Consider the following 21,082-nt stretch of genomic DNA (forward strand, 5'->3'; position numbering starts at 1 on the left):
CCTAATAACATATTGATAACTATTGGGAGCGCAGACAAAAATGTCCACCACCGTCATGCCTGACCAAATTACACCTAAAATATTGGTGATTTATGCGCATCCTGAGCCATTAAACTCCATCGCCAATCAAACTATGCTGCACAATATTGCGTCACTTTCCCACGTCACTGTGCATGATTTGTATGCAACCTATCCCGATTTTTTTATCGATGTGCACGCAGAGCAGCAAAAACTACTTGAGCATGATGTGATTGTGTTTCAACACCCTCTTTATCTGTATTCCTGCCCAGCGCTACTCAAAGAGTGGTTTGATCGCGTGCTTGCCAAAGGGTTTGCCTTCGGCGGACAGACGGCGTTGCATGGTAAATACTGGCGTAGCGTCATCACCACGGGCGGAAAAAAAGAAGCGTTTGATGAGCGGGGCTACAACAAATACCCACTGGATCAAATTCTCCAACCATTTGAATTAACTGCGGCTCTGTGTTGTATGAATTGGATGGAACCGTTAGTGCTCTACTGGTCACGTAATGTGACTGATATGGAGCGCTATCAACACGCTGAACGTTATCGGCACTGGTTGCAACACCCACTGGCCACACAAGGAGAGCTTGATGGCGTTAAGCGGTGATTTTTTACAAAGCAGCGTGGTGTTTTTAACCGCAGCTGTGGTGGCCGTACCGATTGCTCAGCGTGCAGGGCTGGGTTCGGTGCTCGGCTATTTGTTAGCGGGTGTAGCCATAGGCCCTTGGGGGCTCGGTTTAATCAGTGATGTGAAAGCCATATTACACTTTGCTGAATTTGGCGTAGTGCTGCTGTTGTTTCTGATTGGGCTGGAATTAAACCCCAAAAAATTGTGGCAGATGCGCGGGCCGATCCTTGGTTTGGGTGGCGCGCAGGTGGTGGTCAGTACCTTAGTCATCGCCAGTATTGCTTATCTATTAGGCGTTAACTGGCAGAGTAGTTTAGTGATTGGTATGGGCCTTGCGCTCTCTTCGACAGCAATCGCATTACGCGTAATTGAAGAACAAGGGCTAACACGCAGTGAAGCTGGCCAGTCTGGTTTTGCGGTACTGCTTTTTCAAGATATCGCTGTCATCCCAATGTTGGCCTTTTTGCCTTTGCTGGCAGGCAACGCGGGTGGAAGCTGGTTAGATATGATTTGGATGTTGGGTGGTATTACCGCTTTGCTGGTGGCGGGGCATTTCCTCTTGAGCCCACTGTTTCGTTATATTGTGACCAGTGGCGTGCGAGAGCTTTTTACCGTTGCTGCCTTACTGTTGGTAATTGGTATTGCACTGCTGATGCAGCAGCTTGGCTTGTCAATGGCGCTCGGTACTTTCCTGGCTGGTGTGCTGCTGGCTGAAAGTGAATTTCGCCATGAACTAGAAATCGCGATTGAACCGTTTAAAGGGTTATTGCTCGGGCTATTTTTTATTGCCGTTGGAATGGCGGTTAATTTGGGCTTATTGGCGCAAGCGCCGCTGCAAGTGTTGGCGGCTGTATTCGGTCTAGTGGTGCTCAAAGGAGGAATCCTTTATCTCCTCGCGCGTTTGTCGGGTACGCGTTCTAAAGCGCGCAGCAAAATGGCGGCGATCCTCAGCCAAGGCGGCGAGTTCGCGTTCGTGATTTTCACTGCGGCAAGCGCGCAGGGCGTGCTATTACCGGATCAAGTGGCCTTTTTGCTCGTTGTGGTCAGTCTGTCGATGGTCACCACACCTTTATTACTAACGATTCAGAACAAATGGTTTGCGCGAAAATTGAACCTCAGCAGTGATGATGAGATGCATTCCGATGTCGTCAATAAACAGCCGCAAATCATCATTGCGGGTTTTGGCCGTTTTGGGCAAATTGTAGGGCGTTTGATGTACGCCAATAAGATTAAAATTACCGTATTAGAAAGCGATGCCAGTCAAATTAAATTATTGAGAGAGTACGGTTATAACGTTTTTTATGGTGATGCGACTCAACTTGAACTATTGCGCGCCGCGGGTGCAGAAGAAGCTGAAGCGATCGTCATCTGTACCGATGCGCCCGATGAAGTGATGAAAATTGTCGAGCTTTGTCAGCACCATTTCCCGCAGTTAAAGATCTTAGCTCGCGCTCGTAGCCGGGTAGAGGCGTATCAGTTACTCAGTCATGGGGTCGATAAATACTCGCGGGAAACTTTCTTAGGCGCTTTGGACCTCGGCCGACAAGTACTGGTCGAATTGGGCATGCACCCTTACCAAGCCAAGCGCGCCGAAGCACATTTTAGAAAACTCGATAATGCGATGCTCAAAGAGCTGCTACCGCAACATAACCAAGACAAACAACTCGCACTGCGCGCCAAAGAGGCACGTAAAGAGCTAGAAGAAATATTTGGGCGTGAAATGGATAATGATCGCCAATCTCGTCATTATTGGGAAAAATAACGCTAATCAATATTCAGTTGTAGGATGTAACGTGAAACAGAAAAAACGCTTTATTGCCGGTGCAAAGTGCCCAAGTTGTCAGTCACAAGACACTCTGCGCTGGTGGGTTGAAAACAACATAGAGCTCGTTGAATGTGTCGAGTGCGACTACCATGAGCAGCGAAAGCCCAAATCTGTAGAAAAAAGTGAACATGCTCGGCAAGAGATGATCGGGATTTTTAAACCAGAATAATTGAGTTTCTGGAATAGATCTTCATAATACGCCTCATACTGATCGATTTCTTAGGTTTGAAGATGACAACCTAGGAACAAACCTCCTTGGAGTTGTTATGAAAATTGAAAAGAACGTGGTTGTAAGCCTAGCCTACCAATTAGTATTGGAAGATGGTGCAGTCGTAGACCAATCAACAGTTGATGCACCACTAGATTACCTTCACGGTCACAACAATCTAATCACTGGCCTTGAAAATGAGTTAGAAGGAAAAGTTGTGGGCGATAAGTTCACAGCAACTATCGCTCCTGAAGATGCGTACGGTGAATACAACGATGAGCTTGTACAACGTGTACCTGCTGAAGTTTTCCAAGGCGTTGATGAAATTGAAGTGGGTATGCGTTTTCTAGCGGATACTGACCAAGGCCAAATTCCAGTTGAAATCACGGAAGTGGATGGTGACGAAGTGGTGGTTGATGGCAACCACATGCTGGCTGGCCAAACATTAACGTTTGATGTAGAAGTCGTTGCGATTCGCGCTGCAACTGCAGAAGAGATCCAACATGGTCACATTCACCAAGCTGGTGGCTGTGGGCATGGCCACGACCACGACCATGAAGGTGGTTGCTGTGGTGGTGAAGGCCATGACCATGGTGAGAAAAAAGAAGGTTGTTGCGGTGGCGGCAGCTGCGGTTCACATTAATCATTTTTTGGTTGGTTGTGCCAAGTAGGCAGCAATAACCGATTGATACAATGAAATGGAAAGCGTTAATCGTCATGCGATTAGCGCTTTTTTGTTGCTTGTTAATTATTACAGTACTCACTTGCCGCCTACCTGCAACTTCAAGTTATTTGGGTATCGTTAATGTGTAGAACAGAAGTGTATTGCCTCTCAATTTATTAAGTTAAGGAATTCTCATGTCACAACCTTTTGCTATCGCCATTCATGGCGGCGCCGGAACCATCATTCGTCAACAAATGAGCGAATCATTAAAGCGCGATATTTTGAACACACTAGAAAGCGCTGTCCGAGCGGGGTATCAAGTACTGACGCAAGATGGTGATGCACTGGATGCGGTGGTCTAGGCTGTGAAAATACTTGAAGACTCTCCGTTGTTTAACGCAGGAAAAGGTTCGGTGTTAACGCATCAAGAGATGGTGGAGATGGATGCTTCTGTCATGCATGGCAAAATGATGGATGCAGGCGCGGTCGCTGGGGTTCGGCACATTAAAAACCCAGTGCAGCTCGCGCGTGATGTAATGAAGCACAGTGATCATGTGTTGTTGATTGGTGAGGGCGCAGAAGCGTTTGCTTTTACTCAAGGGCATCAATATACAGAACAAGATTACTTTTTTACTGAGCGTCGTTATGAACAGTTGCTAGCGATGAAAAGCCGCAATCAATTTGCTTTGTCGGAATCAAAATTCCCAGATGACAAGAAATTTGGCACTGTTGGCGCAGTTGCATTGGATAAACAAGGCAACCTTGCCTCTGCTACTAGTACCGGTGGCATCACGAATAAAAAATTTGGTCGCGTCGGTGACTCTCCCATCATTGGTGCAGGAACGGTGGCTGAAAATGGTAATGTGGCGGTATCGACAACGGGCATGGGGGAATATTTCATTCGTAAAATGGTTGCCAGTGACGTGGCGGCACGTATGCGTTATTTAAAAGAAGATGTCCACACCGCATGTGAAACCATTATTCAGGGAGAGCTTAAAACGCTCGGTGGTGAGGGTGGATTGATCGCCATTGATGCGCAAGGCGACATTCATTTTGCGATGAACAGCTCCGGTATGTACCGTGCTTGTATTGATCGTCAAGGTATGCTGAGTATAAAAATATATTCGGATGAGTAACTTACGTGCCTAATAACTGAATCATTTATTAAGTCATATTTTTATGACATTTTCGTGTTTAAAAAAGGACTGCAAGGAAAATGATTCGGTGCTAGAATCCTTTTTTAACTAGCAATCAGACTTGGAAAGATGGGAAATAACGTAGTCGTTCTAGGCACCCAATGGGGTGACGAAGGCAAAGGTAAAATCGTAGACCTTTTAACTGAAGATGCAAAATACGTGGTTCGCTACCAAGGCGGCCATAATGCAGGCCACACTTTGGTCATTGACGGTGAAAAAACCGTTCTTCATTTAATTCCATCCGGCATTCTTCGCAATAAAGTGAAATGCATCATCGGCAACGGTGTTGTGCTTTCACCTGACGCACTAATCAATGAAATGAAGCCTCTAGAAGAGCGTGGTATTCCAGTCCGCGAACGTCTTTTCATTTCTGAAGCTTGCCCACTTATTCTTCCTTACCACATTGCGCTTGACCAAGCTCGTGAAACAGCTCGCGGTAAAAAAGCAATTGGTACGACAGGCCGTGGTATCGGTCCTGCTTATGAAGATAAAGTGGCTCGCCGTGGTTTACGCGTTGGTGATTTGTTCGATATGGTTTCATTTGCAGAAAAGCTAAAAGAAGTGATGGAGTTCCATAACTTCCAACTTGAGCATTTCTACAAAGCTGAACCAGTAAGCTACGAATCCGTACTTGAGCAAGCACAAGGCTATGCTGATTTGCTGACTTCGATGGTGATCGACGTGACCGATGAACTTGATGCAGCGCGTAAGCGTGGCGACAAAATCATGTTTGAAGGTGCGCAAGGTACTATGCTTGACATCGACCACGGTACTTACCCATACGTAACGTCTTCTAACACGACTGCTGGTGGTGTTGCAGCCGGTTCTGGTTTCGGCCCTCGCCATCTAGGTTATATCCTAGGTATCGCGAAAGCTTACTGTACTCGCGTTGGTGCAGGTCCATTCCCAACCGAATTGGATGATGAAATCGGTAATCACCTAGGCACTAAAGGCCATGAGTTTGGTGCTACAACAGGCCGTAAGCGTCGTTGTGGTTGGTTTGATGCGGTAGCGATGCGTCGCGCCATTCAAATTAACTCAGTCACAGGCTTCTGCTTGACTAAACTTGACGTACTTGATGGTCTAGAAGAGCTAAAAATCTGTACGGGTTACCAAATGCCAGATGGCTCAATTGCTCAAGTATCACCAATGGCAGCTGACGCTTTTGAAGCGGTAACACCTATTTACGAAACCATGCCTGGTTGGTCTGAAAATACTTTCGGTGCTAAATCAATTGATGCCCTGCCACAAGCGGCGCTTGATTACATCAAACGTATTGAAGAGTTGACTGGTGTACCTGTTGACATCGTTTCTACAGGTCCAGATCGTAACGAAACCATTATCAAGGTTCACCCATTTTCAGTTTAATGGTTGATTGATAAACGTTTTTAAAACCGGCTTTTAGAGCCGGTTTTTTTATACCTGTACTGATCACATTTTGCTCTTGATGTGGCAATAAATGGCCGAGTAACGGCAAATTTTGTCTAAAGAGTTTGCCGCACTGGTCGATAAGATTATCAAGCCCAGCCCTAGACGAAACTGAGGCTATAATTTTAGGGCTATCGATAGACATAAAGAGTGCAGGTATGAAGCTACGAACGGTAGCAGCTTCATTGTTTTTAGCGCTGACCTCATCCTTGAGTTATGCCAACGTGGCGGAAGTGGGTGAGCCGGTCCCTATTTACACTGAAGCTGAGCTAATCAAGTTAATTGAGCAAAATAAACATTTAGAGCAAGTCAAAGCCGACAACTGCCAATTGGTAGAAGATATTGTTGCGCGTGCTACTCGCATCAGCCTGCCTTCCTACGAGTTTTTGTATGGAGATATGCTAGCGTGGGGGGTCTGCGTAGATCAAGATGTCGAACTTGGCTTGTACTATATGGAAAATGCAGCTCATCAAGGTTTACCCGCTGCGTTAGAGCAGCTTGGGCGTTATTATTCGCGTGGTACTTTAGTACAGCAGGATAAAGAGCGAGCTATTCCTTATCTGCGTGAAGCTGCTGCGATGGGCAATATTAATGCTCGTATCCATCTAGCTGAGCTTTTGCTGCGTGATTATGGCAGCCCGCTTGATTATGAAGATGCTTATCGCTGGCTCTATAATTCGGTGACTATCGATCAAAGAATACATTCTCGGATCTCTATGCTCCGGCAGGGGTTAGAGCAACGAATGCCACAAAATGTGGTTGCGCGAGCCAAGCGCAGAGATACCTTTTGGTAGCCTTCATTATTGCTTTTCTTATTTCGCCCACACGGTTGGGCGAAGTCATTTCTACGCTTTTCCTCTAACGCATTAGCCTATAATAATCAATACGCTGCTGTAGCTTCTGCCGTGAGTCAGTTATACTCTGGCTATCTCTCCTTGCTTTAGCAGGTCTGCCTATGTCTGAAATTATCAATAACGATCCTTTTGCGGATCGAGAATCTAGCAATTACGAAAATCCAATTCCAAGCCGAGAATTCATCCTCGAATTTCTAACTGAAGCCAATGTACCGATGAATCGTAATGATCTTTTTGAGGCATTAGGTTTGTCTGGTGAAGAGCAATACGAAGGGCTACGCCGTCGTTTGCGTGCGATGGAGCGAGATGGCCAATTGGTATTTACTCGTCGCCAATGCTATGCATTGCCAGAAAAACTGGAAATGATCAAAGGTCACGTAATCGGACATAAAGATGGTCATGGGTGGGTTCGTCCTGATGGCAGCGTTGGCAAAGATAACGATGTTTTGCTACCTCATCACCAAATGCGTACCATTATTCATGGCGACTACGTGCTGGTACAACCGACAGGCACGGATAAAATAGGCCGTAAAGAAGGGCGTTTGGTTCGAGTGTTGGAAGAACGTAAAACCCAACTTGTTGGGCGTTTCTTCCTCGAAAATGGCTACTCTTATGTCGTGCCCGATGATTCACGCATCACTCAAGACATCTTGATCCCTAATGAGCACAAAGGCGGAGCTCGCATGGGGAACGTGGTGGTGATTGAAATTACCGATCGCGGTGCCAGAGCTAGAGGAATGACAGGTCGGGTTGTAGAAGTACTTGGCGAAAATATGGCTCCCGGCATGGAGACACAAATAGCGATCCGCACTCACCAGATCCCTCATGAGTGGCCGCAAGAAGTATTAAAGCAAGTCGAAAACCTGAGAGAAGAAGTTCCAGAAGAGGCGAAGCAAGGGCGCGTGGATCTGCGTCAATTACCTTTAGTGACTATTGATGGTGAAGACGCACGTGACTTTGATGACGCGGTTTATTGCGAAGCCAAAAAAGGTGGTGGCTGGCGTCTCTGGGTTGCGATTGCTGACGTAAGTTATTATGTGCGCCCCGATACCGCTCTTGATAAAGAAGCGATCAACCGTGGTAACTCAGTTTACTTCCCATCGCAAGTCGTTCCTATGCTACCGGAAGTACTGTCGAACGGTCTTTGTTCACTTAATCCACAAGTCGACCGCCTATGCATGGTGTGCGAGATGACAGTCTCTGCAACGGGCAAAATTTCGGGTTACAAACATTACGAAGCCGTGATGAACTCCCATGCTCGTTTAACTTACAACAAAGTACACGCCATTCTTGAAGGGGATGAAGAGCTACGCGAACGTTATCAAGCCGTGGTTCCTCATCTTGAAGAACTCTATTCGATGTATAAGGTGCTAAAAGCAGCGCGTGATGAGCGTGGCGGTATCGAATTTGAAACGATTGAAACTAAGTTTATCTTTAATGCTGAGCGTAAGATCGACAGCATTGAACCTGTCATTCGTAATGATGCGCACAAAATAATCGAAGAGTGCATGATCCTCGCTAATATTGCTTCAGCCTCGTTGGTGGAAAAAGCGAAAGAGCCCGCTCTGTACCGTATCCATGAATCACCGGGAGAAGAGCGTTTGACCGGCTTTCGGGATTTCTTAGGTGAGCTTGGCTTGAACTTAGCGGGTGGGCTAGAGCCTTCGCCAACCGATTACGCTAACTTAATGAAACAGATTGGTGAGCGCCAAGACAAAGAACTGATCCAAACCATGCTACTGCGTTCCATGAAGCAGGCTGTGTATAACGCGGATAACTGTGGTCACTTTGGTTTAGCGCTCAAACGCTATGCGCACTTTACTTCACCTATTCGTCGCTACCCTGATCTCCTATTGCACCGCGCCATTAAGTATCTGATTGCCAAAGAATCGGGCAATCATACCGACCGTTGGACAACAACCGGTGGTTATCACTACTCTTTTGATGACATGGATTTCTATGGTCAGCAATGTTCAATGACAGAACGTCGTGCGGATGATGCGACGCGTGAAGTATCCGATTGGCTCAAGTGTGAATACATGCAAGATCATGTAGGCGAAGAGCTTGATGGAGTCATAGCCAACGTGACAGGTTTCGGTTTCTTTGTTCGTTTGACTGAGCTGCACATTGATGGATTGGTCCACATATCTACGCTCGCGAATGACTACTATCAATTTGATCCCGTTGGGCAACGATTGATCGGCGAAAGTTTTGGCAACATCTATCGCTTAGGTGACGCCGTTAAAGTCAAAGTGTTATCCGTCAACTTGGATGATCGTCAAATTGACTTTGAAATCGTGGGCACTAGCCGTAAGCTGCGCGGAGAAGGCAAGACAGCGAAGAAACGTGCAACGGATGCACGAGAGAAAGCACGTGGCAAGAAGGTGACGTCAAGTAAAGGAAAGGCTACTCCTTTAGTTGAAGCGACTAAACGCCCAGATGAAAAAAGCAGTGCAGGCTCAAAACCTGAACGAAAAAAAAGCAAAACAACAAAAGCACGCAAAAAGAAACCCGCGGCCAAAGCAAATAAAGCGCGTGCTGGTAAATAACGATCAATGGGTAAATCATGAGTAACGAATGTATTTATGGTATTCACGCGGTCAGCGCTGTACTTGAAAAAGATCCAGCGCGATTGATTGAAGCGTTTGTACTGAAAGGGCGGCAAGATGATCGCCTGCTTCCACTGTTAAATGAACTGCAACATTGCGGTGTCTCTATTCAACATATGGGACGTAAAACATTGGATGATAAGGCTCAAGGGGCGAATCATCAGGGCATCATTGCTCGTGTAAAACCAGCAAAACAGCTTAATGAACATGATTTAGAAGCAATCATCGCACAGCATGAACAACCGCTATTACTGGTTTTGGATGGTGTTACCGACCCGCATAATCTCGGCGCATGCTTGCGTAACGCTGATGCTGCCGGGGTCGCTGCTGTGATCGTACCGAAAGATAAGTCAGCACCAATGACAGCAACGGTCAGCAAAGTCGCTTGTGGCGCGGCTGAAACTGTGCCTTTAGTACGAGTGACGAATCTTGCACGTACCATGCGCGCCCTTCAAGAACAAGGCGTATGGTTTGTTGGCACTGCGGGTGAGGCGACGCATGACATTTACCAAGCCAAACTGACAGGGCCCCTTGCGATTGTTATGGGCGCAGAAGGGGATGGTATGCGTCGTTTAACGCGCGAAACCTGCGATGATCTGATCAAAATACCGATGGCGGGCACCGTTTCTAGCCTAAACGTATCAGTAGCGGCTGGGATCTGTCTGTTTGAAGCAGTGAGACAGCGCCAAGCGGTATAATTGTGCATCAGGGATAAAAGGATAGGGTAGTGAGTGCTCACCTCATCTTTCTATCCCTTCTATTACTTCTTCAGCAGAAGAAATAGATAGTTTATAAGTTTAATTTCTACACAGCGCTTGCATGTGTAATGGTGATCTGTATAATGCACCGCACTGGTTAAATCCAGTTGTGAACCAATGAGCAGTGAGGAGTAAACTGACCTAGCTGTTAGTTTAGTAACGTATACTCAGCTTATGTTCGCAGTTAATACAATTAGCTCTGTTGCGTTTAGTAATAGATTAAAGTTAATCGAAAATTAACTGACAATGTGCCTAATTTTGGCACTACGGTTTCACATAAATCAATCGGCATTCTCTCGTTTTAACGAGTTTGAGTGGCGATATTTTTTGTGTAATTTTTAATTATTGGAGCTCTGTCTCATGCAGAACCAACGTATCCGTATCCGCCTTAAAGCGTTCGATTACAAACTAATCGATGCTTCTACAGCGGAAATCGTTGAAACAGCTAAGCGTACCGGCGCACAGGTTCGTGGTCCTATTCCACTTCCTACTCGTAAAGAGCATTTCACTGTTCTTATCTCTCCACACGTCAACAAAGATGCTCGTGATCAGTACGAAATTCGTACTCACAAACGTCTAATCGACATCGTTGAGCCAACAGATAAAACTGTTGATGCACTGATGCGCCTAGATCTAGCTGCTGGCGTTGACGTACAAATCAGCCTAGGTTAAGGGAGATTAGAAGAATGATTGGTCTAGTCGGACGTAAAGTGGGTATGACCCGCGTATTTACTGAAGAAGGCGTTTCTATCCCAGTAACTGTTGTTGAGGTTGAAGCAAACCGTATTTCTCAAGTGAAAACTCTTGAGACTGACGGCTATGCAGCAATCCAGGTAACTACTGGTACTAAGAAAGCCAACCGTGTAACTAAACCAGAAGCTGGTCACTTTGCGAAAGCAGGTGTAGAAGCTGGTCGCGGTCTTTGGGAATTCCGTTTAGAAAACGGCGAAGAGTTTGCAGTAGGTTCTGAACTGACTGTTGAACTGTTCAACGAAGTTAAAAAAGTAGACGTTACTGGTACATCTAAAGGTAAAGGATTCCAAGGTGCTGTTAAGCGCTGGAATTTCCGCACTCAAGATATGACTCACGGTAACTCTTTGTCTCACCGTGCACCGGGTTCAATTGGCCAATGTCAAACTCCAGGTCGCGTGTTCAAAGGCAAAAAAATGGCAGGTCACATGGGTGCTGAGCGTGTAACGACTCAAAACCTAGAGATCGTACGTGTTGACGCTGAGCGCAATCTGCTTCTTATTAAAGGTGCAGTACCAGGTGCAACTGGCGCTAACGTGATCGTCAAACCAGCTATTAAAGCATAACGTCTAGGAGTAAGTAATGGAATTGATGGTTAAAGGTGCTAACGCACTAACTGTTTCCGAAACTACTTTCGGACGTGAGTTCAACGAAGCCCTTGTACACCAAGTAGTTGTTGCGTATGCAGCAGGTGCTCGTCAAGGTACTCGTGCTCAAAAGACACGTTCAGAAGTTTCTGGCGGTGGCGCTAAGCCATGGCGTCAAAAAGGTACTGGCCGTGCACGTGCTGGTACAATTCGTAGCCCAATCTGGCGTACAGGTGGTGTTACTTTTGCTGCGAAACCACAAGATCACAGCCAAAAAGTAAACAAAAAAATGTACCGCGGTGCTATGAAGAGCATTCTTTCTGAACTAGTTCGTCAAGAGCGTTTAATCGTTGTTGATAACTTCTCAGTAGAAGCACCAAAAACTAAAGAGCTATTAGCTAAGCTTAAAGAACTTGAGCTTAACGATGTACTCATCGTTACTGGCGAAGTAGACGAGAATCTATTCTTAGCTGCTCGCAACCTATACAAAGTTGACGCACGTGACGTAGCGGGTCTTGACCCAGTTAGCCTAATTGCGTTTGACAAGGTTCTAATGACTGCAGAAGCAGTTAAGCAAGTTGAGGAGATGCTGGCATGATCAGTGAAGAGCGTCTACTAAAAGTTCTACGTGCACCGCACATCTCTGAAAAAGCAACTATGACTGCTGAGAAAGCGAACACTATCGTTTTCAAAGTAGCAAAAGATGCAACTAAGAAAGAGATCAAAGCAGCTGTAGAAAAGCTATTTGAAGTTGAAGTTAAGTCTGTAAATACCCTTATCACTAAGGGTAAGACCAAACGTCAAGGTCTACGCCAAGGTCGCCGCAGCGACGTTAAAAAAGCGTATGTGACTTTGAAAGAAGGTCAAGATCTTGACTTTGTTGGCGGCGCGGAATAACAGGAGTAGTTGAATAATGGCTATTGTTAAATGTAAGCCGACTTCCCCTGGTCGTCGTCACGTCGTTAAAGTTGTTAACGCTGACCTACACAAGGGTAAGCCATACGCACCTCTTCTAGAGAAAAACTCTAAGAATGGTGGTCGTAACAACAACGGTCGTATCACAGTACGTCATATCGGTGGTGGTCATAAGCAACACTATCGTTTGGTTGACTTCAAACGTACTAAAGATGGCATCCCAGCGAAAGTTGAGCGTCTAGAATACGATCCAAACCGTAGCGCAAATATCGCTCTAGTTCTGTACGCAGACGGCGAGCGTCGTTACATTATCGCACCTAAAGGTGTTCAAGCTGGTGATACAATCCAGTCTGGTGTTGATGCGCCAATTAAAGCAGGTAACACTCTGCCAATGCGCAACATCCCAGTGGGTTCTACTATCCACTGTGTTGAACTTAAGCCTGGTAAAGGTGCACAGCTAGCTCGTTCGGCTGGTGCATATGCTCAACTTGTCGCTCGCGACGCTACTTATGCAACTATCCGTCTACGTTCTGGTGAAATGCGCAAAGTACTTTCTGAAGGCCGTGCAACAATCGGTGAAGTTGGTAACTCTGAGCACATGCTACGTGAACTAGGTAAAGCTGGTGCTTCACGCTGGCGCGGCGTACGTCCAACTGTACGTGGTGTAGTAATGAACCCGGTTGACCACCCACACGGTGGTGGTGAAGGCCGCACATCTGGTGGTCGTCACCCAGTATCTCCTTGGGGTATGCCTACTAAGGGCTTCAAGACTCGTAGCAACAAACGCACCGACAAGTACATCGTACGTCGTCGTAATAAGTAATCTATATAAGAGGATAAGCCATGCCACGTTCTCTCAAGAAAGGTCCATTTATTGACCTACACTTGCTGAAGAAGGTAGAGAAAGCGGTGGAAAGCGGAGACAAAAAGCCTATTAAGACTTGGTCCCGTCGTTCAATGATCATTCCATCAATGATTGGTTTGACCATCGCTGTCCATAATGGTCGTCAGCACGTTCCAGTATTTGTCACTGATGAAATGATCGGTCACAAACTGGGCGAATTCGCACCAACTCGTACTTACCGTGGTCACGCTGCGGATAAGAAAGCTAAGAAGCGCTAAGGAGTAAATGATGGAAGCTATTGCTAAACATAACTTTGCTCGCATTTCTCCTCAGAAAGCTCGCTTAGTTGCAGATCTAATCCGTGGTAAATCTGTGGATCAGGCTATTGAAATTCTAACTTTCAGCAACAAAAAAGCGGCTGTATTAGTTAAGAAAGTTCTAGAGTCAGCTATCGCTAACGCAGAACACAACGAAGGTGCAGATATCGACGATCTTAATGTCGCTAAAATCTTCGTAGATGAGGGCCCGGTCATGAAGCGTATTATGCCTCGTGCAAAAGGCCGTGCGGATCGTATCTTGAAGCGTTCAAGCCACATCACTGTTGTTGTAGCAGACCGCTAAGAGACTAGGAGAGTAAGCAATGGGTCAGAAAGTACATCCTAATGGTATTCGTCTTGGCATCGTTAAGCCTTGGAATGCTACATGGTTTGCTAATACCAAAGATTTCGCTGACAACCTAGACGGCGACTTCAAGGTACGTCAGTTCCTTACTAAGGAACTTTCAAAAGCGTCTCTATCACGCATCGTTATCGAGCGTCCTGCTAAGAGCATTCGTGTGACTATCCACACTGCTCGCCCAGGCGTTGTTATCGGTAAGAAAGGTGAAGACGTTGAGAAGCTACGCGCAGCTGTAGCTAAAATTGCAGGTGTACCAGCGCAAATTAACATCGCTGAAGTACGTAAACCTGAGCTAGACGGCCAATTAGTGGCTGATAGCATCGCGTCTCAACTAGAGCGTCGCGTTATGTTCCGTCGTGCAATGAAGCGTGCGGTTCAAAATGCTATGCGTCTAGGCGCTAAAGGTATCAAAGTGGAAGTAAGCGGTCGTCTTGGCGGCGCTGAAATTGCACGTTCTGAGTGGTACCGTGAAGGCCGTGTGCCTCTACACACTCTACGTGCTGACATTGATTACGCAACTTCTTCGGCTCACACCCAATACGGTGTGATCGGCGTTAAAGTTTGGATCTTCAAGGGCGAAATCCTTGGTGGTATGCCAGCTGCAAACGCTGTAGAGCCAAAGGCTGACAAGCCTAAGAAGCAGCGTAAAGGCCGTAAGTAAGGAGTCGACTGATGCTACAACCTAAACGCACTAAGTTCCGTAAGGTTCATACTGGTCGCAACCGCGGTCTAGCTAAAGGTACTGACGTAAGCTTCGGTACATTTGGTCTTAAAGCCGTTGGACGTGGTCGTCTAACTGCTCGTCAGATCGAAGCGGCACGTCGTGCAATGACACGTCACGTTAAGCGTCAAGGTAAAATCTGGATCCGTGTGTTCCCAGATAAGCCAATCACTGAAAAACCACTAGAAGTTCGTCAAGGTAAGGGTAAAGGTAACGTTGAGTACTGGGTAGCCCAAATCCAACCTGGTAAGGTTATGTACGAAATGGACGGTGTACCTGAAGAATTGGCACGTGAAGCGTTCCGCCTAGCGGCTCGTAAACTGCCATTCAAAACTACATTCGTAATTAAACAGGTGATGTGATGAAAGCACTAGATCTACGCGCAAAAAGCGCTGAAGAGCTTAACGCTGAGCTATTGAATTTGCTACGTGAACAGTTCAACTTGCGCATGCAAGCAGCAACTGGTCAACTGCAGCAAACTCATACTTTGAAAGCTGTACGCCGTGATATCGCACGCGTTAAAACTGTTTTGACTGAGAAGGCAGGCGAATAATGAGCGACAAAACTCGTACTCAACTAGGTCGTGTTGTTAGTGACAAGATGGATAAATCTATCACTGTTGCTATCGAGCGCATGGTGAAACACCCAATTTACGGTAAATTCGTAAAGCGTACGACTAAAGTACACGCACATGACGAAAACAACGAGTGTGGCCTAGGCGATACCGTTGAGATTCGTGAGTGTCGTCCTCTGTCTAAGACTAAGTCTTGGACATTGGTTAAAGTTATAGAAAAAGCGAAGATGTAATCATCGTTATTCTATGATTTTAAACGGCTCCAAAGTTTTTTTGGAGCCGTTTATTTTTTGTCTACCCAATCCTAGGAAAGGGTGGTACAATTCGCGTCCCTTTTAAAGAGGCAGCCCGACCCGAGAGGGTCTAGTTTTAATATTTAGCGGAGCACTAACAATGATCCAAATGCAAAGTACACTTGATGCAGCTGATAACTCAGGCGCGCGCAAGGTAATGTGTATTAAGGTTCTGGGTGGCTCTCACCGCCGTTATGCACATATCGGTGACATCATCAAAGTTACAGTGAAGGAAGCAATTCCTCGCGGTAAAGTTAAAAAAGGTGATGTACTGAAGGCGGTGGTAGTTCGCACCCGTAAAGGCGTACGTCGTCCAGACGGTTCTGTCATTCGCTTCGACCGTAATGCTTGCGTATTGTTGAACAATAATACAGAGCAACCTATCGGTACACGTATCTTTGGTCCAGTGACTCGTGAACTTCGCAATGCGAAATTTATGAAAATCGTGTCACTAGCACCTGAAGTTCTGTAAGGAGCGGCACACATGGCAGCTAAAATCCGTCGTAATGACGAAGTAATCGTTCTTGCTGGTAAAGATAAAGGCAAGAAAGGTAAAGTAACTAAGGTTCTCGTAACTGGTAAAGTTATCGTTGAAGGTATCAACCTTGTTAAGAAACACCAAAAGCCGGTTCCGGCTCTAGGTCAACAAGGTGGCATCGTTGAACAAGAAGCAGCTATTGATGCTTCTAACGTTGCAATCTTTAACGCAGCAACTGGTAAAGCGGACCGTATCGGTTTCCGTTTTGAAGACGGCAAAAAAGTTCGTTTCTTCAAATCTAACGGTGAAATCGTTTCTAACTAATTAGAAGTAATTTGGAGTTCTACTATGGCGAAACTGCATGATTACTACAAGTCGTCTGTAGTGACTGAACTGACCAAACAGTTCGGTTACACAAGCGTCATGCAAGTCCCTAGGATTGATAAAATCACCCTAAACATGGGCGTTGGTGAAGCTATCAACGATAAGAAACTATTAGAAAATGCAGCAGCTGATATGGCTACGATCTCTGGTCAAAAACCATTGATCACTAAAGCTCGTAAATCTGTTGCAGGTTTCAAAATTCGTGAAGGCTACCCAATTGGTTGTAAAGTAACCTTGCGTGGCGAACGTATGTGGGATTTTTTAGAGCGTTTAATCTCTATTGCACTTCCACGTGTACGTGACTTCCGTGGTGTTAGCGCTAAGTCTTTTGACGGACGCGGTAACTACAGCATGGGCGTTCGCGAGCAAATCATCTTCCCAGAAATCGACTACGATAAAGTCGATCGTGTACGCGGTCTTGATATCACTATCACGACTTCTGCTGGTACCGATGAGGAAGGCCGTGCTCTGCTGGCTGCCTTTAACTTCCCATTCCGTAAGTAAGGTGAAGGGTTACTGTTATGGCTAAACAATCAATGAAAGCACGTGAAGTAAAACGTGCGAAGCTAGTAGCTAAGTTCGCAGAAAAGCGTGCAATGCTAAAAGCTACCATTAGCGATGTAAACGCATCTGAAGAAGATCGTTGGAACGCAGTTCTTAAACTGCAAGCTCTTCCACGTGATTCAAGTGCTTCACGTCAGCGCAACCGTTGCAACCAAACTGGTCGTCCACACGGTTTCCTACGTAAGTTCGGTCTAAGCCGCATCAAAGTTCGCGAAGCTTGCATGAAAGGCGAGATTCCTGGACTTCGTAAGGCTAGCTGGTAATTGCCACTTAATCATTTGGAGTAAATCTTATGAGCATGCAAGATCCGATTTCGGATATGCTGACCCGCATTCGTAACGGTCAGGCAGCAAATAAAGTTGCTGTAAAAATGCCTTCTTCAAAGCTTAAAGTTGCAATTGCTGCACTACTAAAAGCTGAAGGTTATATCGCAGATTTCGCTGTTGAAGGCGAAGTAAAACCTGAGCTAGAAGTTACTCTTAAGTACTTCCAAGCTAAACCAGTAATCGAGCAAATCCAACGTGTTTCACGTCCTGGTCTACGCGTTTATAAGAAAAAAGACGCGTTACCAACAGTGATGGGCGGTATGGGTGTTGCTGTGGTGTCCACTTCCAAGGGTCTGATGTCTGACCGTGCTGCTCGCAAAGCAGGTCTTGGCGGTGAAATCATTTGCTACGTAGCGTAAGGAGTAGGATATGTCTCGTGTTGCTAAAGCACCTGTTGCTATTCCAGCTGGCGTAGAGGTGAAACTAAACGGCCAAGAAATCACTGTAAAAGGTGGTAAAGGTGAGCTGACTCGCGTCCTGAATAAAGGCGTAGTTATTGCACAGGAAGAAAACAACCTTACTTTCGGTCCTCGTGAAGGTGTTGCGAACGCTTGGGCACAAGCAGGTACTGCTCGTGCACTTGTAAACAACATGGTTGTTGGTGTTACTGCAGGCTTTACTAAGAAGCTTGTTCTTAAAGGTGTTGGTTACCGTGCTGCCATTAAAGGCAACTCAGTAAGTCTTACTTTAGGCTTCTCACACCCTGTAGAGCATGAACTACCAGCGGGTATCAATGCTGAATGTCCTAGCCAAACTGAAATTGTCCTAACTGGTTGCGATAAGCAAGTAGTGGGTCAAGTTGCGGCTGACATCCGTTCTTACCGTGAGCCAGAACCTTATAAAGGTAAAGGCGTCCGTTACGCAGATGAAAATGTGCGTAGTAAAGAAGCTAAGAAGAAGTAAGGTAACACTATGGATAAGAAAGCATCTCGCATCCGTCGTGCTACACGCGCACGTCGTAAGATTGCTGAACTGGGTGCAACTCGCCTAGTAGTACACCGTACTCCTCGTCACGTGTACGCTCAGGTTATCGCATCAAACGGCTCTGAGGTTATCGCAGCAGCTTCTACTGTAGAAAAAGCGATCCGTGAGCTAATTAAGAACACCGGTAACGTAGACGCAGCTAAAGCGGTAGGTAAAGCTATTGCAGAACGCGCTCTTGAAAAAGGCGTATCAGCTGTTGCGTTTGATCGTTCTGGTTTCCAATACCACGGTCGAGTAGCGGCGCTAGCAGAATCTGCTCGCGAAGCTGGTCTGAAATTCTAAGGTAGGGTTGGAAGATGGCTAAAGAACAACAACAAGCTAGTGATTTGCAAGAGAAGTTAATCGCAGTTAACCGTGTTTCTAAAACGGTTAAAGGTGGTCGAATCATGAGCTTTACTGCGCTAACTGTAGTTGGTGACGGTAATGGTCGCGTAGGTTTCGGATACGGCAAAGCTCGTGAAGTACCTGCAGCGATTCAAAAAGCAATGGAAAAAGCGCGTCGTAACATGGTTACGATCGCTCTTAACGAAGGCACTCTTCACCACGCGGTGAAAGGTCGTCACTCGGGCTCTAAAGTTTACATGCAGCCAGCTGCAGAAGGTACAGGTGTTATCGCCGGTGGTGCGATGCGTGCTGTACTAGAAGTTGCCGGTGTACATAACGTACTTGCGAAAGCGTACGGTTCTACTAACCCGATCAACGTTGTTCGCGCAACTGTTGCTGGTCTAGTAGATGTGAAGTCACCAGAAATGGTTGCAGCTAAACGTGGTCTCACTGTTGAAGCGATTTCGGAGTAAGCACCATGGCAACTATTAAAGTAACTCAAACTAAAAGCTCAATTGGTCGTCTACCAAAGCACAAAGCTACTTTGCGTGGTCTAGGCCTTCGTCGTATCAACCATACAGTAGAACTTGAAGATACAGCGTGTGTACGCGGTATGATCAACAAGGTTTACTACATGGTTAAAGTTGAGGAGTAATCAGAATGCGTTTGAATACTCTATCACCGGCTGCTGGTTCTAAGCACGCTCCTAAGCGTCTAGGCCGTGGTATCGGTTCTGGCCTTGGTAAAACAGGTGGCCGTGGTCACAAAGGTCAAAAGTCACGTTCTGGCGGTACAGTTCGTCCAGGTTTTGAAGGCGGTCAAATGCCTCTAAAACAACGTCTACCTAAATTCGGTTTCACTTCTCGTAAGAGCCTAGTGTCTGCTGAAATTCGTCTAGCTGAGCTAGCGAAAGTTACGGGTGACGTGGTCGATCTAAACAGCTTGAAAGCAGCTAACCTAATCACTAAGAACATCGAAAATGTTAAAGTTGTTCTTTCTGGTGAGATTAGCAAAGCAGTGACTGTGAAAGGTCTTCGCGTGACTAAAGGCGCTAAAGCTGCAATCGAAGCTGCAGGCGGTAAAATCGAGGAATAATCTCGAGGAACGAGGTACAGATGGCTAAGAAACCAGGACAAGATTTTCGTAGTGCTCAGAGCGGCTTAAGTGAACTAAAGTCGCGCTTATTATTCGTAATTGGTGCACTTTTAGTATTCCGAGCCGGTTCTTTTGTGCCGATTCCTGGTATTGACGCAGCTGTACTTGCCGATTTGTTCGAACAGCAAAAAGGTACCATCGTTGAAATGTTTAACATGTTCTCCGGTGGTGCTCTTTCGCGTGCATCTATCTTAGCATTGGGCATCATGCCGTATATTTCGGCGTCAATTGTTGTCCAATTGCTAACTGTAGTTCATCCAGCGTTAGCCGAACTCAAGAAAGAGGGTGAGGCAGGGCGTCGTAAGATTAGCCAATATACGCGTTATGGCACGCTTGTACTTGCAATATTCCAAGCTATTGGTATCGCAACAGGCTTACCAAACATGGTCAACAATCTGGTTGTTATCGACCAAACCATGTTTACCCTGATTGCTACCGTGAGTTTAGTAACTGGCACCATGTTCTTAATGTGGTTAGGTGAACAAATTACTGAGCGTGGAATAGGAAATGGTATTTCCATTTTGATTTTTGCAGGTATTGTTGCTGGATTGCCTTCGGCAGTCGGACAAACGATTGAGCAAGCGCGTCAAGGTGAATTGCATGTGCTTCTTCTGTTGTTAATTGCGGTACTTGCTTTTGCTGTGATTTATTTCGTTGTTTTCATGGAGCGTGGTCAACGTCGTATTGTCGTTAACTATGCAAAGCGTCAACAAGGTCGTAAAGTATTTGCAGCGCAAAGTACTCACTTGCCATTGAAAATTAATATGGCGGGTGTAATACCTGCAATTTTTGCATCGAGCATTATTTTGTTCCCAGGAACATTAGCCCAGTGGTTTGGCCAAAATGGTGAGAGCAGCACATTCGGTTGGTTAACTGATGTGTCTTTGGCTCTTAGCCCAGGTCAACCTCTGTACGTTATGCTTTATGCAGCGGCGATTATTTTATTCTGTTTCTTTTACACAGCGTTGGTTTTTAACCCTCGTGAAACAGCGGATAACTTGAAGAAGTCCGGTGCGTTCGTACCCGGCATCCGCCCAGGTGAGCAGACAGCGAGATACATCGATAAAGTAATGACAAGATTAACCTTAGCCGGTGCTCTATACATTACCTTTATCTGTCTGATTCCCGAGTTCATGATGGTCGCGTGGAACGTACGTTTCTACTTCGGCGGTACATCACTACTTATCGTAGTGGTTGTGATTATGGACTTTATGGCACAGGTACAGACTCATATGATGTCCCAGCAGTATGATTCTGTGTTGAAAAAAGCAAATCTGAAGGGCTACGGCCGTTAATTCAGATTTCACTTACGGA

General features: G+C 46.0%; 30 protein-coding genes and 1 pseudogene. All 31 read left to right on the forward strand.

Going from position 1 to position 21,082, the window contains the following annotated elements:
• Positions 1-40 precede the first annotated feature (40 nt).
• The 31 genes and pseudogenes from kefG (at position 41) to secY (ending at position 21,063) form a co-directional block, all read left to right on the forward strand.
• Positions 41-628 carry a glutathione-regulated potassium-efflux system ancillary protein KefG gene (kefG, locus tag VOR_RS0105620; RefSeq protein WP_010318747.1) on the forward strand — a complete coding sequence of 196 codons (588 nt, stop codon included), beginning with the start codon at positions 41-43 and terminating at the stop codon, positions 626-628.
• Positions 612-2,411: a glutathione-regulated potassium-efflux system protein KefB gene (gene kefB / locus VOR_RS0105625; RefSeq protein WP_010318748.1), complete on the forward strand. Its 1,800-nt coding sequence runs from the start codon at positions 612-614 to the stop codon at positions 2,409-2,411. Before kefG ends, kefB begins: the two co-directional genes overlap by 17 nt.
• A gap of 31 nt (positions 2,412-2,442) precedes the next feature.
• Positions 2,443-2,643: a YheV family putative zinc ribbon protein gene (locus VOR_RS0105630; protein WP_010318749.1), complete on the forward strand. Its 201-nt coding sequence runs from the start codon at positions 2,443-2,445 to the stop codon at positions 2,641-2,643.
• Positions 2,644-2,740: 97 nt separating this feature from the next.
• Positions 2,741-3,325 (forward strand): peptidylprolyl isomerase, encoded by a 585-nt coding sequence (slyD, locus tag VOR_RS0105635; protein WP_010318750.1) that lies wholly within the window; start codon positions 2,741-2,743, stop codon positions 3,323-3,325.
• A gap of 215 nt (positions 3,326-3,540) precedes the next feature.
• A pseudogene (locus VOR_RS17735) lies at positions 3,541-4,482 on the forward strand (isoaspartyl peptidase/L-asparaginase family protein).
• A gap of 129 nt (positions 4,483-4,611) precedes the next feature.
• The gene (locus VOR_RS0105645; protein WP_010318753.1) at positions 4,612-5,910 is read left to right on the forward strand and encodes an adenylosuccinate synthase; all 1,299 of its coding nucleotides are present in this window, start codon (positions 4,612-4,614) and stop codon (positions 5,908-5,910) included.
• A 218-nt stretch (positions 5,911-6,128) separates the two neighbouring features.
• On the forward strand, positions 6,129-6,764 hold the full coding sequence (gene motX / locus VOR_RS0105650) for a flagellar protein MotX (protein WP_010318754.1): 636 nt from the start codon (positions 6,129-6,131) through the stop codon (positions 6,762-6,764).
• 161 nt (positions 6,765-6,925) lie between these two features.
• Complete coding sequence (gene rnr / locus VOR_RS0105655) at positions 6,926-9,373, forward strand: ribonuclease R (protein ID WP_010318755.1); 2,448 nt, start codon at positions 6,926-6,928, stop codon at positions 9,371-9,373.
• A 17-nt stretch (positions 9,374-9,390) separates the two neighbouring features.
• Positions 9,391-10,131, forward strand: a complete 741-nt coding sequence (gene rlmB, locus VOR_RS0105660; RefSeq protein ID WP_010318756.1) for a 23S rRNA (guanosine(2251)-2'-O)-methyltransferase RlmB — start codon at positions 9,391-9,393, stop codon at positions 10,129-10,131.
• Positions 10,132-10,551: 420 nt separating this feature from the next.
• Positions 10,552-10,863 carry a 30S ribosomal protein S10 gene (rpsJ, locus tag VOR_RS0105665; protein ID WP_010318757.1) on the forward strand — a complete coding sequence of 104 codons (312 nt, stop codon included), beginning with the start codon at positions 10,552-10,554 and terminating at the stop codon, positions 10,861-10,863.
• A 14-nt stretch (positions 10,864-10,877) separates the two neighbouring features.
• Positions 10,878-11,507 (forward strand): 50S ribosomal protein L3, encoded by a 630-nt coding sequence (gene rplC / locus VOR_RS0105670; RefSeq protein WP_010318758.1) that lies wholly within the window; start codon positions 10,878-10,880, stop codon positions 11,505-11,507.
• Positions 11,508-11,523: 16 nt separating this feature from the next.
• The gene (rplD, locus tag VOR_RS0105675; protein ID WP_010318759.1) at positions 11,524-12,126 is read left to right on the forward strand and encodes a 50S ribosomal protein L4; all 603 of its coding nucleotides are present in this window, start codon (positions 11,524-11,526) and stop codon (positions 12,124-12,126) included.
• Positions 12,123-12,425, forward strand: a complete 303-nt coding sequence (rplW, locus tag VOR_RS0105680; RefSeq protein ID WP_010318760.1) for a 50S ribosomal protein L23 — start codon at positions 12,123-12,125, stop codon at positions 12,423-12,425. The genes rplD and rplW overlap by 4 nt, the downstream gene beginning before the upstream one ends.
• A 16-nt stretch (positions 12,426-12,441) precedes the next feature.
• Positions 12,442-13,266 carry a 50S ribosomal protein L2 gene (gene rplB / locus VOR_RS0105685; RefSeq protein ID WP_010318761.1) on the forward strand — a complete coding sequence of 275 codons (825 nt, stop codon included), beginning with the start codon at positions 12,442-12,444 and terminating at the stop codon, positions 13,264-13,266.
• A gap of 20 nt (positions 13,267-13,286) precedes the next feature.
• Positions 13,287-13,565 (forward strand): 30S ribosomal protein S19, encoded by a 279-nt coding sequence (gene rpsS / locus VOR_RS0105690; RefSeq protein ID WP_010318762.1) that lies wholly within the window; start codon positions 13,287-13,289, stop codon positions 13,563-13,565.
• Positions 13,566-13,575: 10 nt separating this feature from the next.
• Positions 13,576-13,908 carry a 50S ribosomal protein L22 gene (gene rplV, locus VOR_RS0105695; RefSeq protein ID WP_010318763.1) on the forward strand — a complete coding sequence of 111 codons (333 nt, stop codon included), beginning with the start codon at positions 13,576-13,578 and terminating at the stop codon, positions 13,906-13,908.
• A 19-nt stretch (positions 13,909-13,927) separates the two neighbouring features.
• Complete coding sequence (gene rpsC, locus VOR_RS0105700; RefSeq protein WP_010318764.1) at positions 13,928-14,626, forward strand: 30S ribosomal protein S3; 699 nt, start codon at positions 13,928-13,930, stop codon at positions 14,624-14,626.
• 11 nt (positions 14,627-14,637) lie between these two features.
• Positions 14,638-15,048 carry a 50S ribosomal protein L16 gene (gene rplP / locus VOR_RS0105705; RefSeq protein WP_010318765.1) on the forward strand — a complete coding sequence of 137 codons (411 nt, stop codon included), beginning with the start codon at positions 14,638-14,640 and terminating at the stop codon, positions 15,046-15,048.
• Complete coding sequence (gene rpmC / locus VOR_RS0105710) at positions 15,048-15,239, forward strand: 50S ribosomal protein L29 (protein ID WP_010318766.1); 192 nt, start codon at positions 15,048-15,050, stop codon at positions 15,237-15,239. Before rplP ends, rpmC begins: the two co-directional genes overlap by 1 nt.
• Positions 15,239-15,493 (forward strand): 30S ribosomal protein S17, encoded by a 255-nt coding sequence (rpsQ, locus tag VOR_RS0105715; protein WP_010318767.1) that lies wholly within the window; start codon positions 15,239-15,241, stop codon positions 15,491-15,493. Before rpmC ends, rpsQ begins: the two co-directional genes overlap by 1 nt.
• A 160-nt stretch (positions 15,494-15,653) precedes the next feature.
• On the forward strand, positions 15,654-16,025 hold the full coding sequence (gene rplN / locus VOR_RS0105720; protein WP_010318768.1) for a 50S ribosomal protein L14: 372 nt from the start codon (positions 15,654-15,656) through the stop codon (positions 16,023-16,025).
• Between the two features lie 12 nt (positions 16,026-16,037).
• On the forward strand, positions 16,038-16,355 hold the full coding sequence (gene rplX / locus VOR_RS0105725) for a 50S ribosomal protein L24 (RefSeq protein ID WP_010318769.1): 318 nt from the start codon (positions 16,038-16,040) through the stop codon (positions 16,353-16,355).
• Positions 16,356-16,379: 24 nt separating this feature from the next.
• Entirely contained in the window at positions 16,380-16,919 is a 540-nt protein-coding gene (gene rplE, locus VOR_RS0105730; protein WP_010318770.1) for a 50S ribosomal protein L5, read from the forward strand.
• 17 nt (positions 16,920-16,936) lie between these two features.
• On the forward strand, positions 16,937-17,242 hold the full coding sequence (gene rpsN / locus VOR_RS0105735) for a 30S ribosomal protein S14 (RefSeq protein WP_010318771.1): 306 nt from the start codon (positions 16,937-16,939) through the stop codon (positions 17,240-17,242).
• A 29-nt stretch (positions 17,243-17,271) separates the two neighbouring features.
• The gene (gene rpsH / locus VOR_RS0105740; protein ID WP_010318772.1) at positions 17,272-17,664 is read left to right on the forward strand and encodes a 30S ribosomal protein S8; all 393 of its coding nucleotides are present in this window, start codon (positions 17,272-17,274) and stop codon (positions 17,662-17,664) included.
• Between the two features lie 10 nt (positions 17,665-17,674).
• Positions 17,675-18,208 carry a 50S ribosomal protein L6 gene (rplF, locus tag VOR_RS0105745; protein WP_010318773.1) on the forward strand — a complete coding sequence of 178 codons (534 nt, stop codon included), beginning with the start codon at positions 17,675-17,677 and terminating at the stop codon, positions 18,206-18,208.
• 9 nt (positions 18,209-18,217) lie between these two features.
• On the forward strand, positions 18,218-18,571 hold the full coding sequence (gene rplR, locus VOR_RS0105750) for a 50S ribosomal protein L18 (RefSeq protein ID WP_010318774.1): 354 nt from the start codon (positions 18,218-18,220) through the stop codon (positions 18,569-18,571).
• A gap of 14 nt (positions 18,572-18,585) precedes the next feature.
• On the forward strand, positions 18,586-19,086 hold the full coding sequence (gene rpsE / locus VOR_RS0105755; protein WP_010318775.1) for a 30S ribosomal protein S5: 501 nt from the start codon (positions 18,586-18,588) through the stop codon (positions 19,084-19,086).
• A gap of 5 nt (positions 19,087-19,091) precedes the next feature.
• The gene (gene rpmD / locus VOR_RS0105760) at positions 19,092-19,268 is read left to right on the forward strand and encodes a 50S ribosomal protein L30 (RefSeq protein WP_010318776.1); all 177 of its coding nucleotides are present in this window, start codon (positions 19,092-19,094) and stop codon (positions 19,266-19,268) included.
• A gap of 5 nt (positions 19,269-19,273) precedes the next feature.
• Positions 19,274-19,708: a 50S ribosomal protein L15 gene (gene rplO, locus VOR_RS0105765; protein WP_010318777.1), complete on the forward strand. Its 435-nt coding sequence runs from the start codon at positions 19,274-19,276 to the stop codon at positions 19,706-19,708.
• Between the two features lie 20 nt (positions 19,709-19,728).
• A complete protein-coding gene (gene secY, locus VOR_RS0105770) occupies positions 19,729-21,063 on the forward strand; it encodes a preprotein translocase subunit SecY (RefSeq protein ID WP_010318778.1) in 1,335 nt (444 codons plus the stop codon).
• The last annotated feature ends 19 nt before the right edge of the window (positions 21,064-21,082 follow it).

It is taken from the genome of Vibrio ordalii ATCC 33509 (assembly GCA_000257205.1).
Lineage (GTDB): Bacteria > Pseudomonadota > Gammaproteobacteria > Enterobacterales > Vibrionaceae > Vibrio > Vibrio ordalii.